The organism is Nonomuraea sp. NPDC049504 (assembly GCF_040676845.1).
Taxonomy (GTDB): Bacteria; Actinomycetota; Actinomycetes; order Streptosporangiales; family Streptosporangiaceae; genus Nonomuraea; species Nonomuraea salmonea.
This window is the reverse complement of sequence record NZ_JBFAPT010000001.1, coordinates 618,148-633,641: the sequence shown is the minus strand read 5'-3', so window position 1 is coordinate 633,641 and position 15,494 is coordinate 618,148. Positions and strand designations below refer to the sequence as shown.

Below are 15,494 nucleotides of genomic sequence, written 5' to 3'. Positions count from 1 at the left end.
ACCGACAACGAAGATCGAGGTCAACGGGCGGAGACGCCTGGGTGATATTTCGGCAATCTGATGTTGACCTTGGTGCCCGCGCCGTCGGCCGTCTCGACCACGAGGCCGTACTCGTCGCCGTAGACCTGGCGCAGCCGCTCGTCCACGTTCGCCAGCCCGACGCCGCCCGCCGGAGCGATCTCACCTGCGAGGATACGGCGCAGCCTGTCGGGGTCCATGCCCAGGCCGTCGTCCTCGACGCTGATGCGGCACTCCGCGCCGGCGTCCTCGGCGATGATGGTGATGCGGCCGACGCCGTTCTTGCTCTCCAGGCCGTGCCGCACGGCGTTCTCCACCAGCGGCTGCAGGCACAGGAACGGCACGGCGACCGGCAGCACCTCCGGCGCGATGCGCAGCGTCACCTGGAGCTGGTCGCCGAACCTCGCCCGCTCCAGGATCAGGTAGCGGTCGATCGAGCGCAGCTCCTCGGCCAGCGTGGTGAACTCGCCGTGCCGCCGGAAGGAGTAGCGGGTGAAGTCGGCGAACTCCAGCAGCAGCTCCCTGGCCCGCTCGGGGTCGGTGCGCACGAACGAGGCGATCGTGGTGAGCGAGTTGTAGATGAAGTGCGGCGAGATCTGCGCGCGCAGCGCCCGCACCTCGGCCTCCATGAGCAGCGTGCGCGAGCGGTCCAGCTCGGCCAGCTCCAGCTGCGAGTCCACCCAGCCGGCCACCTCCTGGGCGGCCCTGACGAGCCCGGCCGAGGCGGTCTGCCCGTACGCGGCGAGCGTGCCCACCACCCGGTCGTCGGTGGTCAGCGGCACCACCACGGCGTGCCTGATGGGGCACTCGAGCAGGTCGCAGTCGATGGTGAGCACCTGGGTGCGGCCGTCCTGGAGGGTGGCGGCGGCGTGCTCGAACGCCTGGTCGGCGTGGTGGTCGTCGCCCTCGCCGTCGTAGACGAGCAGGCGTTCGCCGTCGGTGATGGCCAGGGCGGCGGAGCCGAGCAGGGTGCGCAGGTGGCGGGAGGCGCGCTCGGCGCCGTCGGCGGTCAGCCCGGCCCGCAGCGGCGGCCCGGCCAGGGAGGCGGTGTGCAGGGTCTCGAACGTGGCCCGCTCGGCCGGGCTGGTGCCGAGCTCTCTGCGCCCGCGCATGAGCCGCCACAGCACGACGCCGGGCACGCCGACGAGCACCGCGACGACGGCCGAGCCGACGAGGTACTCCACGCGGCCAGAGCCTAGCTCATAGGGGGCTCACAGGGCCTTGGCGATGCGGGCGGCGTAGGAGGCGGCCTCATCGGCGGAGTCGTACGAGGTGCGGGGCCAGAAGAAGCCGCGCAGGCCGTCCTTCTTGTTGCGCGGCACGACGTGCACGTGCAGGTGGGCGACGCTCTGGCTGACGCGGTTGTTCATCGCCACGAACGTGCCGCCGGCCTCGAGGCCCTGCTCCACGGCCCGCGCCATGGCCTGCACCCGCTCGAAGAACGGCCCGACGTCGGCGAGGTCGGTGAGGGTCTCGACGTGGACGCGCGGCACGACCAGCACGTGTCCCTTGAAGACCGGGCGGATGTCGAGGAAGGCGAGCGCCACGTCGTCGGAGCTCACCAGGTGGGCGCTCCGCTCCCCGGCGATGATCTCGCAGAACAGGTCGGTGCTCACGGGCCGACCCTACCGGCCTTGGCCGCGAAGGCCGTCCAGCTCGTCATGTTGGGCTTCGACCACTGCTCGGGGGCGTGCAGGAAGTGCTCGCCGACCCGTTCGCGCAGGCGTACGGGCACCTCGGGCACCTTCGCGCCCCTGCAGTGGTAGACCAGCCCGCCGCCGCGCCGCCCCATCGCCATCCACGGCAGCCACGGCGAGACCCGGCACCACGAGAACACGCACGGCACGTCCGGCACGCCCGACTCCAGGTCGGCGGCGGAGGCGAAGAACTGGAACAGCTCCAGCGCCCGGTAGGTGTCGCTCGCCGAGTTCTCCGGGTAGTCGGCCACCTTGAGCGGCGACGGGTAGGCCAGCCGGACGTCCACGTTGTAGACGACCTGCCCGCCGAGCCGCGTCTCGGGCACCGTGTAGGCGCCCAGCCGCTGGTTGACCGGGTCGTTGAAGACGTGCTGCACCTCGGCCTCGCGCCCGGTGAACGGGTTGGTCCAGGTGTCGAGCACCCGCCGGTCGCGGGGGTCGAGGTAGAGCGCGGCCTCCCGGGTCAGCAACCGCCAGCCGCCGTCGGTCTCGACGGCCCTGGCCACGTTGAGCCCCTCGAAGCCGAACAGGTGATGCGGGCCGTCGTCGTCCTGCCAGCCGTAGACGTCGCCGGTCCAGTACGAGATCGTCTCCGCGCCGTCGGCGGACGCGCGCACCCGGATGAAGTCCATGCCGGGCAGCCTAGCCACCGGGTATGCCGGAGGACGGCCGCTCGCGCACGGTCACCTGGAAGACCGCCTCGCCCGACTGCCGCCTGCTCTCCTCGGTGGCCGGCGTCCGGTCCTGGCCGCAGCGCCAGCAGTCGTACAGCCTGATCTCGGTCGTGCCCGGGTGCTTGCCGTTGAAGACGAAGTACGCCGTGCCGCCCGAGCCGGGCGCGTCGCCCTGGCTCTCGCGCTCCTCGCTGATGAACGAGGCCACCTTCGTGTCGGGCACCGCCACCAGGTCCCAGCTGTCGCCCACGGACGGGTTCTCCGGCACGGCGAGCGAGAACCGCTGCCCCGGCGTCACCTCGACCTGGACGGTCGCGCCCTTGGCCCCCTTGGCGACCTTCCCGTAGTCGCTCACCCACGACCCGGCGCCGCACCCGGCCGCCAGCAGCGGGACGAGCAGGGCGGCGGCCACCGTTCCACGCATCACCCTGGCAGGTTACCGGCCCTGCTCCTCCGTCCCCTGGAAGGGGGCGTCAGGGAAGTTGCACGACGATCCTGATGCGGTCGCCGCGCCGCCCGACCTCGATCACGCGGCGGCGGTAGGCCGCCCTGCCGGTCATCATCCGGCGCAGCGCGAACGCGGTCATCGCGCCCGCCACCAACATCAGCACCATGGGACGCCGTCCCTTCGCCACGTCCATGACGGGCTCGGGCACGCTGTCCCTGGCTCGGTCCGCCAGGTGCGACGCCCGGCCCTTGACGGCATCGGCGCGCTCCCTGGCGACCTCGGCGGCGTGCCCCGCGCGTTCCCTGGTCAGCTCGGCCGCGTGGCCCGCGCGCTCCTTGGTGACCTCGGCGGCGTGCCCCGCCCGCTCCTTGGCCACTTCGGCGGCGTGCCCCGTACGCTCCTTGGTCACCTCGGCCGCGTGGCCCGCGCGTATCCTCGCCGCTTCCGCGGCGCGCCCCGCGCGGTCCTTGGCGCGGGCCTTGGCACGGTCCTTGGCGCGGCCGGCCCGGCTTTTCATGTTGACCTTGGCCGCCAGCGCCCCGACGGTCGCGCCCAGCTCGCGCCGGGTCTCCTCGATCTCGCGGCGCAGCTCGTCCTCCGTGGTGGCGCCGCCGGAGCGCCGCTCGCGCGTGCCGGTCCCGCGCGCCGCGCCCTGGGTGCTCATGCGGGAGGACGTACGCCGCTCCCGGTCGCCGCGTGAGCCGCGCAGCGACGCCTCCTCGGTGCCGTGGCTCATGTCGGCCTCGGCGCGTTCGTCACGTATGGGGGTCTCGGGGATGAACGTCTCGTGCCCCTCGCGCTTCAGCTCGGCCTCGTGCGCGTTCTCCGCCGCGCCAGGACGCGTCTGGGGGACGTTCATGGACTCGCGGTCCGTCGGCGTGCCCACGGTCGCTCTGCGGGCGCCGACGTCACCGGCGTGCTGTCCGCTGTATCCGGGGTCGGTCTCGCTCATCGCCGTGCACTCTCCTTGACCATGTCGATGTCGGCCCTGACGCTCGCGATGGTCTCCTCGGGGACGGGCGGCTTGGCCCGCTTGACCTCGGTCCTGCCCGCGTACGCGAGCACCGCCGCGACGAGGAACAGCACCACCGCCACGATGGCGGCGGCCGCCCAGCCCGGCAGCACCAGGGCGAGCAGCATGATGACGGCGGCCACAAGGGCGGCAGCGCCGAAGAACGCGACGAGACCCGCCGCGCCGAACATGCCGGCGCCGAGACCCGCGCGCTTGCCCTTGGCGGTCAGCTCCATCCTGGCCAGGCGGAGCTCATCCCTCACGAGCCTGGAGACCTGCTCGGAGAGGTCGGTGACCAGCTTGTGGGTGTCGTTCACGACTTTCGCCTCCTCCGCTGAGGAAGGCGACTACCCACACATATGGCCTTCTATCGCGCCCGTGGGCGGGGCCGCCGCGCTACCGCCTGGTCGCGGCCTTGAACAGGAAGCCCAGCACGGACACCACCGGATCCTTGCCCGGCTTGTCGCTCTTGCACCAGTTGTCGGGCTGCTGTGGCTTGCTCCACGGGGAGGGCAGCTCGCACGAGGGAGCCTGCGGCTTGGGCCGCTCACACCACGATCCGGGAGTGTTCATACCTTCAGCCTACTCTTCGGGTTTCGGCCATGTTAGGGAAAGCGCCGGCAAATGAGGAGGGTCCGCACGGCGACCCGCCGGCTCCTCCAGCCGCTCCGCCCGCGCGCACGGTCCTGACTGCATCCTCGCCGCGGCCTGGCCCGATGTACGCCGCAGTGGCGGTAGCCTGCCGACGTGCTGGTACACGGGGTCTGGGCGGGCGACGGTCTCGCGTTCTGGGCGGAGACCACCGACCCACCCGCCACCCCGCCGTCCCGCACGACCCCCCGCACCCACCCCCACGCCGCCCCGGCCTCCGCCCTCTCCGCCTTCCTCCGCGCGGCCGACTCCTCCCCTGAGACGCAGCCGCGGGTGCTGACGTTGTTGCTGCCGGGGTCGGCCAAGGAGCCGCTGCCGTCGCCGGAGACCGGGCGGCTGGCGGAGGTGGCGCGGCCCAGGCTGCGTCCGTGGCGGGTGCCCGCCGTCCTCCCCTCGGCGGGCGACGCGCTGCGGGTGCTGGAGGAGCATGCGGAGACGGCCACCCTGCGCCACTGGGCCGCCGTCGCCGCCTTCGCCCGCGACCTCGTACGCCGGGGCCGCGTCATCCCGCACCTGGTCATGTCGCGGGCCGTGTGGCGGCCCGTGGTGACCGGGGCCGACGCCGCGTACTTCCGTGAGCTGGCGCTGGCCATGCCGCCTGCCTGCCGTACCGGCGAGGTCGAGCGGGCGTCGGCGGAGGTGCAGGCCGAGGCGCTGGAGGTGGTCACGGACGCGATCGTCCGCGAGACGCTCACCGCTCCTCTGCTCACCAAGGAGGCCGCCAGCCCCGCGGAGAGGTGGCTGGTCGCGCTGACCGGGCCCGACCCGGCCTGTCCCGATGTGCCCGGGCTGCGGGCCGAGCTGGAGCGGTGGCACGCGGCGGTGACGGCGGCCGAGGGCGCGACGCGCGTGTGCTTCCGGCTCATCGAGCCCGCCCAGCCCGCCGAGGCCGCCGAGGCCGCCGAGGCCGCCGAGGCCGCCGAGGCCGCTGACGCCGGGTGGCGGGTCGAGCTGGCGTTGCAGGCGGTGGACGATCCGAGCCTCTACGTGCCCGCCGCCACCGTGTGGAGCGGGGTGACGGGGCTGCCCGGCAGGCCGGAGCGGGACCTGCTGGCGGGGCTGGGGCGGGCGGTGCGGCTCTATCCGGAGCTGGAGCGGGCGCTGCGGGTGCCGGAGCCGGGCGAGCTGGCGCTGGACACGGTGGGCGCGTTCGGGTTCCTGCGCCAGGCGGCGCCGCTGCTGCAGGCGGCCGGGTTCGGGGTGCAGCTGCCGCGCTGGGCGGGCCGTACCCGGCTGGGGCTGAAGCTGACGACGCGGACGAAGAAGCAGCCGGCGGCGGCGAGCCAGGGGTTCGGGATGGCCGACCTGGTGAACTTCCGGGTGGACCTGGCGGTCGGCGGCGAGACGATCAGCGAGGCGGAGCTGGCCGAGCTGGCCAGGCTCAAGGTGCCGCTGGTGCGGGTGCGCGGCCAGTGGGTGGAGCTGGACGACCGGCAGCTCAAGGCGGCGCTGCGGGCGGTGGAGGGCGGCCGTACGGGAGAGGCGAGCGCCGCCGACATCCTGCGCCACGTCGTGCAGGGGGACGACGAGGAGCTGCCGCTGCTGGAGGTGGACGCCGACGGGGTGCTCGGCGACCTGCTGTCGGGGCAGGCGGAGCGGCGGCTGGCCCCGCTGGCCACGCCGCCCGGCCTGGACGCGACGCTGCGGCCGTACCAGGAGCGGGGTCTCGCCTGGCTGAGCTTCCTGTCGGAGCTGGGCCTCGGCGGGGTGCTGGCCGACGACATGGGCCTCGGCAAGACCATCACCACGCTGGCCCTGCTCGTCCACGAACGCGCCGGTGCGCAGGACGTGGAGCCCACCTTGCTGGTCTGCCCGATGTCGCTGATCGGGAACTGGCAGCGGGAGGCGGCCAGGTTCGCGCCCGCCCTGCGCGTGTACGTGCATCACGGCAGCGGCCGCGACGCCGCCGGGATCGCGGACGCGGACCTGGTGATCACCACGTACGGCACCGCCTACCGCGACCTGGAGACGCTCAGGAAGCACGCCTGGCGGCGGGTGGTGTGCGACGAGGCCCAGGCGATCAAGAACAGCGGCACCCTGCAGGCCAGGGCCGTACGCTCGATCCCCACCGGCACGAGGCTGGCGCTGACCGGCACGCCGGTGGAGAACCACCTGGCCGAGCTCTGGTCGATCATGGAGTTCGCGAACCCCGGCCTGCTGGGCCCGCGGGCCAGGTTCAGGACGCGCTTCCAGGAGCCGATCGAGGCCCGTCAGGACGAGCAGGCGACGCGGGCGCTCAGGAGGGCGACGGGCCCGTTCATCCTGCGCCGACTCAAGACCGACACCTCGATCATCTCCGACCTGCCGGAGAAGCTGGAGGTCAAGGAGTGGTGCTCGCTCACCACCGAGCAGGCCACGCTCTACCGGGCGGTGGTGGACGACATGCTGGGCAGGATCGACGACAGTGAGGGCATCGAGCGGCGCGGCCTGGTGCTGTCGGCGATGGCGAAGCTGAAGCAGGTCTGCAACCATCCGGCGCACCTGCTCAAGGACGGCTCCCGCCTCGCCGGCCGATCCGGAAAACTCACTCGCTTGGAGCAGTTGTCCGAAGAAATCCTGGCGGAGGGCGAAAAAGCGCTGCTCTTCACCCAATACGCGGAGTTCGGCACCATGCTCCAGCCGTACCTCGCCCAGCGCCTCGACCACCCGGTGCTGTTCCTGCACGGCGGCCTGCCGAAGAAGACGCGCGACCGCCTGGTCGACCGGTTCCAGGACGACCCTGAGCCCGCGCTGTTCGTGCTGTCGCTAAAGGCCGCCGGTGTCGGGCTCAACCTGACGGCCGCCAACCACGTCGTCCACGTGGACCGCTGGTGGAACCCGGCCGTCGAGGACCAGGCGACCGACCGCGCGTTCCGCATCGGCCAGCGCAAGAACGTGCAGGTCCGCAAGCTCATCTGCGCGGGCACCCTGGAGGAGCGGGTGGACGAGATGATCGAGCGCAAGAAGGCGCTGGCGGAGCGGGTGGTCGGCACCGGCGAGGACTGGCTGACCGACCTGTCCACGCAGGAGCTGCGCGAGGTGTTCAGGCTGAGCGCCGAGGGGGTGGACTGATCGTGGCCGAACGCCCCGGCTGGTACGACAGCACCGGCCCGATCGAGGTCGAGGGCGGCATCAGGGCGCGCTCGAAGCGCGGCAGCATCGGCTCCACCTGGTGGTCGCGGCGCTTCATCGACATCCTGGAGCGCGTCTGTGACAAGGGCCGCCTCTCGCGCGGCCGGGCCTACGCCCGCAAGGGCCAGGTGGTCTCGATCGACCTCGAAGCGGGCGAGGTGCGGGCGTCGGTGCAGGGCTCGCGGCCGAGGCCGTACCGGGTGACGATCAGGATCGAGGCGTACGACGAGGCGCGCTGGAGCGCCATCGAGGAGGGCATCGCCGCGCAGGCCGTGCACCGGGCGCGGCTGCTGGCCGGCGAGATGCCGCCGGAGATCGAGGAGCTGTTCGCCGCGATGGGCATCGACCTGTTCCCGCGCGACCTCGACATGGACTGCTCGTGCCCCGACTGGGGTTTCCCGTGCAAGCACCTGTCGGCGGTGCTCTATCTGCTGGCCGAGTCGTTCGACGACGACCCGTTCCTGGTGCTGGCCTGGCGGGGGCGGACGCGCGAGCAGCTGCTCGGCTCGCTGGCGGAGGAGCCGGCGGCGGGCGCGCCGGCCGTGGAGGACGTGCCGTTCGCCGACCGGCTGGCCGACTTCTACGCCCCTGGCGCCTCGGCGCACCGCCCGGAGCGCCGCCCGGTGACCGTGGCGCCCGGCCTGCTGCCCCGCGTCTTCCCGCCGCCCGGCGAGGTGGCGGCCCCGCTCATCGAGGCGTACCGGCGGCTGGAGACGTCGTGACGTAGCGCGATCTCTCGTTTACCGTAGGTGTACGGACAGTCGCGACGAAAGGGCGGAGACATGGGATTCTCCTGGGCGTGAGCCGCTGACTCAGCGGTCCTCGAAGTCGGCGGGCACCATCACGCGCACCCCGTTAGGGACCACGCGGAGCCTGATCGGGGTGCGCAGCCGCACCTCTCCGTCGACGTCGGCGGCCATCGGCGGGTCGGTCTCCAGCAGCATCTCCCTGCCCATCACGAACGGCCCGCCCGCGAGGCTGCGCCACCGCCCGGTGGTCGCCCTGATGAGCGTCTCGCCGAGCAGCCGCAGCTTCTTGCCCGAGCCGAGCTGGTAGGCCACCAGCATGCCGTTGTCGATGCTGATGTCCTTGGCCACCTGCCAGCCGCCGTGGAAGCGGCCGTTGGCGATGTTGAGCTGGTGGGTGAGCAGCTCGTGGCGCTCACCCTCGACCGTGATGTACGCGCGGAACGGCCGGTGTCCCGGCAGGATCGTCAGCGCGGTGAGGGGGTAGGCGGGCCGGCCCACGATGCGCTTGAGCCACGGCTTGACCTTGCCGGCCACCTCGACCGACACCCCGAAGCTGGCCAGGTTGGCGAACGGCCGGTCGTCGGCCAGGCCGAGGTCGATGTCGGCCACCTTGCCGGTGTCGAACACCTTGATCGCGCCGGCGAGGTCGAGCGGCAGGCCGAGGCTGCGCGCGAAGTTGTTGGTGGTGCCGAGCGGCAGCACGCCGAGCGCGACGTCGCGGTGGGCGACGTGGCGGACGGCGGAGGAGAGAGTGCCGTCGCCGCCGCCGACGATGAGCAGGTCGGGGTCGGTGGCGAGGGCGGTGTCGAGCAGGTCGCGCAGCCGCTTGGGGTTGTAGACCGACAGCTCCGCCAGCGGCTCGAACCCGAGGTTGTGGATCTGCTCGATCACCTCGAAGTAGTGGCGTCGGCCACGGCGCGAGCGAGTGTTGACCACCACCGCCACCCGGCGATCTCTGCGGATCGCCGCGGTGTGCTCGTCTTTGGTGCGCAATTCGGCCATGGTCATCAATGGTAGGGGGCCGCCGGACGCCCGGCGGCCCCCTGTGGATCACTTCTTCGGCGGGACCACGTGGACGATCGCGCCGAGGTTGCCGGGCAGCGGACTGACCAGCTTGAACTGCACGCCGAGGGCCTTGCCCTCGTCACCGGGGTTGCCGGTGCCGAGCACCGAGCCGGCGGCCACCTGGCCGTACAGCTCCGTGGCCGGGGTGCCGTCCTGGTGGACGACGCGCGTGGTGTAGGCCTGGTCGCCCTTCGACGGCACGACCACCGAGGCGTCGAAGTCGCGGTAGTACAGACCGCCGTCGATCACCTCGATGCCCGGGTACCAGGTCTTGGCGTCGGTGAAGGACTTGACCGGCTTCTGCGCGGGGAAGTCCGTGCAGTAGGAGCTGGCCGGCTCGTCCGGCGCCTCCACGCACTCCTTGAACGGGTACGTCTTGACGAACCCGAACGCGGCGTTGGAGGTCTGGACGCGGCCCTGGAGGTTCTTGTTCAGGGTCGGGTCCAGCTCGGCGGCGCGGCCGGTGCGGCGCAGCGGCTCGTAGTGGGAGTCCACGACGAGCAGGCTGCCCTTGGGCCCGACGCTCGGCGTCTGCTGCAGGGTGCTGCCGATGTTGTTGTTGATGAACGTCGAGTCGCGGTACCAGACCAGCAGGCCGGGCGCGTTGTACTTCACCTTCTGCACCTTCCACGCCCCGTCGCGGAGGTAGTCGGTGTCGTAGGTGTAGGCCAGGCCCTTGTCGAAGCCGTCGAAGTTGCGCCACTCGGCGAGGTAGAAGCGGGAGATCTCGCGCTCGCCGTTGTTGCGGGTCCAGCCCTGGCCGCTGGTGTTGGTGAAGGTGCCGCCGACGGCGATCCAGCCGGTGTCGCTCTCGACGTCGTCGCTCCAGACGGCGGTGCCGCCGTTGGTGAGCTCGAAGTCGTCGACGTGCCAGCCGCGTTCCTGGTAGGCGGCGTCGGAGTTGAACGTCAGCCGGAACTTGATCGTCTGGCCGGCGTACGGCGTCAGGTCCACGTAGTCGTGCCGCCAGGCGCCGCCCGTGCCGCCGGTGATGCCGTACTTCTTGTTGCCGAAGGTGACGAGGTTCTTGTTCGGGTCGGGGTAATCGTCAGGCGTGGTGACCTCGTTGCCCGCCTCGTCGAACATCTTCTGCTGGGTCCACGTCTCGCCGCCGTCGGTCGAGACCTCCACGAAGCCGAAGTCCCAGTCGGACTCGATCTCGTAGTTGTTCCACATCCACATCTTGAGGTCGCTGCCGGCGGGAACGGGCAGGTCGCGGGTCAGCGTGAGGTTGGCCCAGTCCTGGTCGAGGCCGCTCCACCAGGCGTTCGAGCCGCTGTGGGGGTCGATCATCTTCAGCGGGGTCGACTTCAGGTTGACCCGGACGCCGTCCTGGGTGAGCTTGGGCGTGCGCGAGGACTGCCCGACGGTGACGAGCCCGGCTCTGTCGCCCGGGTCGAACACCTTCGGGTTGGCCCAGCCGAGCACCCACTTGTCCCACAGGCCCATGTGGCTGGGCATCGACTGGAAGATGGGGCCGGAGTGGGAGCCGCTGGACATCAGGTCCCAGAAGTCCACGGCGGAGCTGGCCTGACCCGAGGTGTCGTACAGGTCGGGCAGGCCGAGGTCGTGGCCGTACTCGTGGGCGAAGACGCCGACGCCGGAGTCCTCGGGCTGCACGATGTAGTTGGAGATCTTCTTGTCGGTGCCCGGGATCTTGTAGCCGCCGGCGACCGCGCTGGAGTGGGCCCAGATCGCGTACGTGCCCTCGGCGCCGCCGTCGGAGGACTTGTCCTTGCCGGCGTGCACGAGCACCAGGTGGTCGATGACGCCGTCGGGCTCGGCGAAGTTGCCGTCGCCGTCGGCGTCGGAGACGTCCTCGACGTCGTAGTCGGCCCACGGGAAGTCGGGCTGCGCCTTGGCCAGGGCCTCGATGGTGTCGATGGGCAGCTGCTGGGCGCCGCGCGCGTTGTCAGGGTGGCCGGACATGTCCTGGGGCGCGCCGCCGCAGGCCGCGGCGCCGTACCAGGCCTCGGAGTGCGGCACCTTGATCCAGCCGACCGCGGAGCCGGTGACGGAGTAGGCGCCCTTCGACATCTCCTCGTACATCTTCTTCATCGTGAAGCCGGAGATGTCGATGCCGCGCTTGCCGTCGCGGGGGTCCTTCAAATCCGTACGCACGCGCTGCGTGATGCCCTTGTCGGTGTAGAGCATCTTGTTGAAGTGGTCGGTGCTGAAGTCCTTGACCCAGAAGGAGTTGTTGTCCTTGTACGGCAGCGTCGCCGGGTCCGGGATGTTGTTGTGCAGCGGGCCGTTGAGCAGGGTGCCGGCCGGCTCGACCACGCAGTCGTCGGGGGCGCTGTTCACCGTGCGCAGGCGGTTGAAGCCGGAGAAGTCGTCGTTGGCCTGGTCGTCGAACTCGACGAGGACGGTCAGGAGCTTGGCCGTGCGGGCCTGCTTCGACTTCTTGAAGATCCATTCAGCCGGGTTGCGCCCGGTCCTGATGGCCTCGTTCTCACGGGCGGCGAGCACGCGGCCCGCCGCCGGGTTGCCGCTGCTGAACTTGCGGTCGTACTTCTGCGCGGGGGTGAGCGAGCGGGCCTGCGCGCCGGTGAGGGACGGCTCCTTGACGTCCTTCTCGACCTGCGGCGGGGCGTAGTTGATGTAGAAGTCCGCGGCTGTGGGCTCGTAGGTGGCGACGGAGGTCGCCTGAGCCGCCGGGGGCACGAACAGGGCGGCGCTCAGGAGCGCGACCGCCGGGACTGTAGCTAACAGGCGCTTTGTGCTGGGCACCAGGAACCCTCTCTGCCCGGGGTCGCCGGGCGCATGGCCATGGGGTGTGCAATGCCGGACGCTAGAGCCTGCGTCAACCGATCGTAAAGTGCGTTGTTGAAACGTGATCAAAACACGACAATCACACCATCAAGGTCACAGCCACCACGCCGCCCGCGACCGCGGCCCCGTAACACAGGATCGCGATGGGCACGTCGAAGCGGCCGATGCCGAGCAGCTCCTCGCTGGTGAAGCGGAGACGGTGGGCGGCGTGGAAGAGACAGAGCACGACGACCACCACGAACGCCGCGCGTACCAGCGCGTGGCCGAGCAGGCCGCTCAGGTGCTCCGGCGCCGGCCACTCCAGCACGCCGAGCGGCATGAGCACCCCGAACAGCAGCACGAGCACCGGCAGCAGCAGCGCCGCCACCACTCCCCCGCCGCTGAACAGCAGCCACAGGTACGGCTCCAGCCTGCGCCTCACCCGAACCCCCTCAGCACGAAGAACGCGACGACCGCCGAGACGACCAGCCAGAGCGAGTGGTTGCCGCCCTGGATCAGCCAGGCCGGCAGCCGGTAGCCGTCCAGCCGGACGACGGTCGCCTTGGGCGCGAGGTTGAGGAACGTGACCGCGTGGAAGGCGGTCGCCACCAGGGTCACCACGTTGATCGCGACCATCCACGGGCGGGCCGCCAGCGCCGCGAACTCCGCGAGGCGCCCGCCGAGCACCGCGGCGGCCAGCATGAGCAGGAACACCACGGCCCACGCCACGAAGACGCTGGTCAGCTCGCGCAGCACGAACACCGCGTAGCCGCGGCTGCGGGTGAACCACAGCCGGTCGCGCCCGGGCCGGTGGACGGCCGGGGGGACCTCCTCGCCGGCCTTCATCTCCTGCTCCAGGGCAGCACCGAGCGCAGCGCCGCCGTCAGTTTGTAACGCTGGATCGCCTCCGCCGGGTCCACGTGCTTCGGGCAGACCTTCGTGCACTCGCCGACGAACGTGCACCCCCACACCGCGTCGTCCTGGCTGAGCACGTCGAACCGGTCGCCCATGTCGCGCGAGTCGAGGTTGTAGCGCTGCGCCAGCGCGATCGCGGCAGGGCCGAGGAAGTCGGGGTCGAGCACGTAGACCGGGCAGGCCGAGTAGCACAGCAGGCAGTTGATGCACATGCTGTACTGCTTGTACGCCTCCAGCTGCTCGGGCGTCTGGGCGTACTCGGCGGTCAGCGGCGGCTCCTCGCCCTGCCTGATCAGCCACGGCCGCACCGACGACAGCTTGGCCAGGAAGCCGTCGATGTCCACCACCAGGTCCCTGATCACCGGGAAGCCCTTCAGCGGCTCGATCCTGACCGGGCCCTCGCCGTACTCGGTGAGGAACGTGCCGCAGGTCAGCCGTGGCTCGCCGTTCACCGTCATGCCGCACGAGCCGCACACCCCCATGCGGCACGACCACCGGTAGGACAGGCTGCCGTCGAGCCGGTCCTTGATGTGGTTGAGCCCGTCGAGTACCGCCCAGTCAGGCAGCACCGGCACGTCGTAGCCTTGCATGACGGGCGCGTCGTCCTCGCCGGGCCGGAACCTGGCGACCTCCATCCTGATCGTGCGGGCACCCGCCTGCCTGCTCTCAGTCACGGCCGTACACCCTTTCTCCCGGAGGCCAGCGGGTGATCGTCACGGGCAGCAGGCCGACGGACGGCGTGCCGTCGGGCGCGCGGTGCACCAGTGAGTGCGCCAGGTAGGTCGCGTCGTCCCTGGCGGTGTGGTCCGTACGCTGGTGCGCGCCGCGCGACTCCTGCCGGTTGAGCGCGCAGGCCACGATCGTCTGGGCGATCTCCAGCATGCCGCGCAGCTCCTGGAGGCTGATCAGCTCGGTGTTGAACGGGCCGCTGTCGTCCTCGACCCGCGCGTACTCGGCGCGTTCGCGCAGGTCGGCGAGCGTGTCGGCGGCCTTGGCCAGGACGCCGCCGGTCCGGTAGATGCCGGCCGCCTCCTCCAGCGTGTGCTGCATGCGCTCGCGCAGGCCGGCGATCCGCTCGCCGCCCTCGTGCCGCTCGCGCGCCCGGAGCAGCCGCCGCCGCTCGTCCTCCCCCTGGGCGCCTGCGACGGCCGGCTGCGGCTCACGGTGCTCCCTGGCGAACTCCGCCGCCGCGATGCCCGCCCGGCGGCCGAACACCAGGATCTCGGGCAGCGAGTTGGAGCCGAGCCGGTTGGCGCCGTTGATGCTCACGCACGCCGTCTCCCCCGCCGCGAACAGCCCGGCGATCGGGGTGGCGCCGTTCAGGTCGGTGTGGACGCCGCCCATCATGTAGTGCACGACCGGGCGCACCGGGATGAGGTCGGTGGCCGGGTCGAGGTTCTGGTAGCTGCGGCACAGCTCGCGGACGAACGGGATGCGGGCCTCGATCCTGCCCTCCCCGAGGTGGCGCAGGTCGAGATGGACGACGGGGCCGTGCGGGGTGTCCACGGTGCGGCCCTTGCGCTGCTCGTGCACGAACGCCTGCGAGAGCCGGTCGCGCGGGCCCAGCTCCATGCTGCGCAGCTTGGGCGTGGGCGTCGGCGTGCCGAGGTCGTAGTCCTGGAGGTAGCGGTAGCCGTCCTTGTTGAGCAGCCAGCCGCCCTCCGCCCTGGCCGCCTCGGTGATGAGGATGCCGGTGAACGGCAGGCCGGTGGGGTGGTACTGGACGAACTCCATGTCCTTGAGCGGCGCGCCCTCCCGGTAGGCCAGGGCCATGCCGTCGCCGGTCTTGATGGCGGCGTTCGTGGTGAAGGGGAAGACCCGGCCGCAGCCGCCGGTGGCGAGGATCACGGTCCTGGCGTGGACGGTCTCGATGCGGCCGGTGCGCAGCTCGACGGCCACCACGCCGTGGACGCGGCCGTCGTCCACGAGAAGCTTGGTGACGAACCACTCGTCATACCGCAATATGTCCTGATATTTCAGGGTGGTCTGGAAGAGCGTGTGCAGCAGGTGGAAGCCGGTCTTGTCGGCGGCGTACCAGGTGCGCATCTTCTTCATGCCGCCGAACGGCCGCACCGCCACCCGCCCGTCGCGCTCCCTGCTCCACGGGCAGCCCCAGTGCTCCAGCCTGATCAGCTCGGCCGGCGCCTCGGCCACGAACGCCTCCACCGCGTCCTGGTCGCACAGCCAGTCGCCGCCGGAGATCGTGTCGTAGCAGTGCTCGTCGAGCGTGTCGTCCAGGCCGATCACGGCGGCGGCCCCGCCCTCGGCGGAGACGGTGTGGCTGCGCATCGGATAGACCTTCGACACGACCGCCACCTTGAGCGCCGGGTCCGTCTCGGCGACCGCCACGGCCGCGCGTAACCCCGCGCCGCCGCCCCCCACGATGAGCACGTCGATCAT

General features: G+C 71.4%; 15 protein-coding genes. 2 read left to right on the top strand and 13 right to left on the bottom strand.

Annotated elements, in window-relative coordinates; translation table 11 throughout:
• Window positions 1-20 precede the first annotated feature (20 nt).
• The 7 genes from AB0K28_RS02840 to AB0K28_RS02810 all read right to left on the bottom strand — a co-directional run bounded on the left by AB0K28_RS02840 (window position 21) and on the right by AB0K28_RS02810 (window position 4,422).
• Window positions 21-1,202: a histidine kinase gene (locus tag AB0K28_RS02840; RefSeq protein WP_345386851.1), complete on the bottom strand. Its 1,182-nt coding sequence runs from the start codon at window positions 1,200-1,202 to the stop codon at window positions 21-23.
• Between the two features lie 27 nt (window positions 1,203-1,229).
• On the bottom strand, window positions 1,230-1,634 hold the full coding sequence (locus AB0K28_RS02835; RefSeq protein ID WP_345386853.1) for an HIT family protein: 405 nt from the start codon (window positions 1,632-1,634) through the stop codon (window positions 1,230-1,232).
• Entirely contained in the window at window positions 1,631-2,347 is a 717-nt protein-coding gene (locus tag AB0K28_RS02830; protein ID WP_364364296.1) for a DUF1838 family protein, read from the bottom strand. The genes AB0K28_RS02835 and AB0K28_RS02830 overlap by 4 nt, the downstream gene beginning before the upstream one ends.
• A gap of 10 nt (window positions 2,348-2,357) precedes the next feature.
• The gene (locus AB0K28_RS02825) at window positions 2,358-2,813 is read right to left on the bottom strand and encodes a protease inhibitor I42 family protein (protein ID WP_364364521.1); all 456 of its coding nucleotides are present in this window, start codon (window positions 2,811-2,813) and stop codon (window positions 2,358-2,360) included.
• 49 nt (window positions 2,814-2,862) lie between these two features.
• Window positions 2,863-3,789, bottom strand: coding sequence for a DUF3618 domain-containing protein (locus tag AB0K28_RS02820; RefSeq protein WP_364364293.1), 927 nt, complete (start codon window positions 3,787-3,789; stop codon window positions 2,863-2,865).
• A complete protein-coding gene (locus AB0K28_RS02815; RefSeq protein WP_345386864.1) occupies window positions 3,786-4,166 on the bottom strand; it encodes a phage holin family protein in 381 nt (126 codons plus the stop codon). The genes AB0K28_RS02820 and AB0K28_RS02815 overlap by 4 nt, the downstream gene beginning before the upstream one ends.
• A 79-nt stretch (window positions 4,167-4,245) precedes the next feature.
• Entirely contained in the window at window positions 4,246-4,422 is a 177-nt protein-coding gene (locus tag AB0K28_RS02810) for a hypothetical protein (protein WP_364364290.1), read from the bottom strand.
• 174 nt (window positions 4,423-4,596) lie between these two features.
• Here AB0K28_RS02810 and AB0K28_RS02805 point away from each other — a divergent pair, with 174 nt between their 5' ends.
• Together AB0K28_RS02805 and AB0K28_RS02800 are read left to right on the top strand one after the other, a co-directional pair.
• The gene (locus tag AB0K28_RS02805) at window positions 4,597-7,551 is read left to right on the top strand and encodes a DEAD/DEAH box helicase (protein WP_364364288.1); all 2,955 of its coding nucleotides are present in this window, start codon (window positions 4,597-4,599) and stop codon (window positions 7,549-7,551) included.
• A gap of 2 nt (window positions 7,552-7,553) precedes the next feature.
• Window positions 7,554-8,333 carry an SWIM zinc finger family protein gene (locus AB0K28_RS02800; RefSeq protein WP_364364286.1) on the top strand — a complete coding sequence of 260 codons (780 nt, stop codon included), beginning with the start codon at window positions 7,554-7,556 and terminating at the stop codon, window positions 8,331-8,333.
• 90 nt (window positions 8,334-8,423) lie between these two features.
• On the opposite strand, the gene AB0K28_RS02795 is transcribed toward AB0K28_RS02800, so the two are convergent.
• The 6 genes from AB0K28_RS02795 to frdA form a co-directional block, all read right to left on the bottom strand.
• Window positions 8,424-9,362, bottom strand: coding sequence for a diacylglycerol kinase family protein (locus AB0K28_RS02795; protein ID WP_345386876.1), 939 nt, complete (start codon window positions 9,360-9,362; stop codon window positions 8,424-8,426).
• 48 nt (window positions 9,363-9,410) lie between these two features.
• The gene (locus AB0K28_RS02790; protein WP_364364284.1) at window positions 9,411-12,158 is read right to left on the bottom strand and encodes an immune inhibitor A domain-containing protein; all 2,748 of its coding nucleotides are present in this window, start codon (window positions 12,156-12,158) and stop codon (window positions 9,411-9,413) included.
• 121 nt (window positions 12,159-12,279) lie between these two features.
• On the bottom strand, window positions 12,280-12,621 hold the full coding sequence (frdD, locus tag AB0K28_RS02785) for a fumarate reductase subunit FrdD (protein ID WP_345386882.1): 342 nt from the start codon (window positions 12,619-12,621) through the stop codon (window positions 12,280-12,282).
• Window positions 12,618-13,025: a hypothetical protein gene (locus AB0K28_RS02780; protein WP_364364281.1), complete on the bottom strand. Its 408-nt coding sequence runs from the start codon at window positions 13,023-13,025 to the stop codon at window positions 12,618-12,620. The genes frdD and AB0K28_RS02780 overlap by 4 nt, the downstream gene beginning before the upstream one ends.
• Window positions 13,022-13,768: a succinate dehydrogenase iron-sulfur subunit gene (gene sdhB / locus AB0K28_RS02775; protein WP_364364278.1), complete on the bottom strand. Its 747-nt coding sequence runs from the start codon at window positions 13,766-13,768 to the stop codon at window positions 13,022-13,024. Before sdhB ends, AB0K28_RS02780 begins: the two co-directional genes overlap by 4 nt.
• Window positions 13,761-15,494 carry a fumarate reductase (quinol) flavoprotein subunit gene (gene frdA / locus AB0K28_RS02770; RefSeq protein ID WP_345386888.1) on the bottom strand — a complete coding sequence of 578 codons (1,734 nt, stop codon included), beginning with the start codon at window positions 15,492-15,494 and terminating at the stop codon, window positions 13,761-13,763. Before frdA ends, sdhB begins: the two co-directional genes overlap by 8 nt.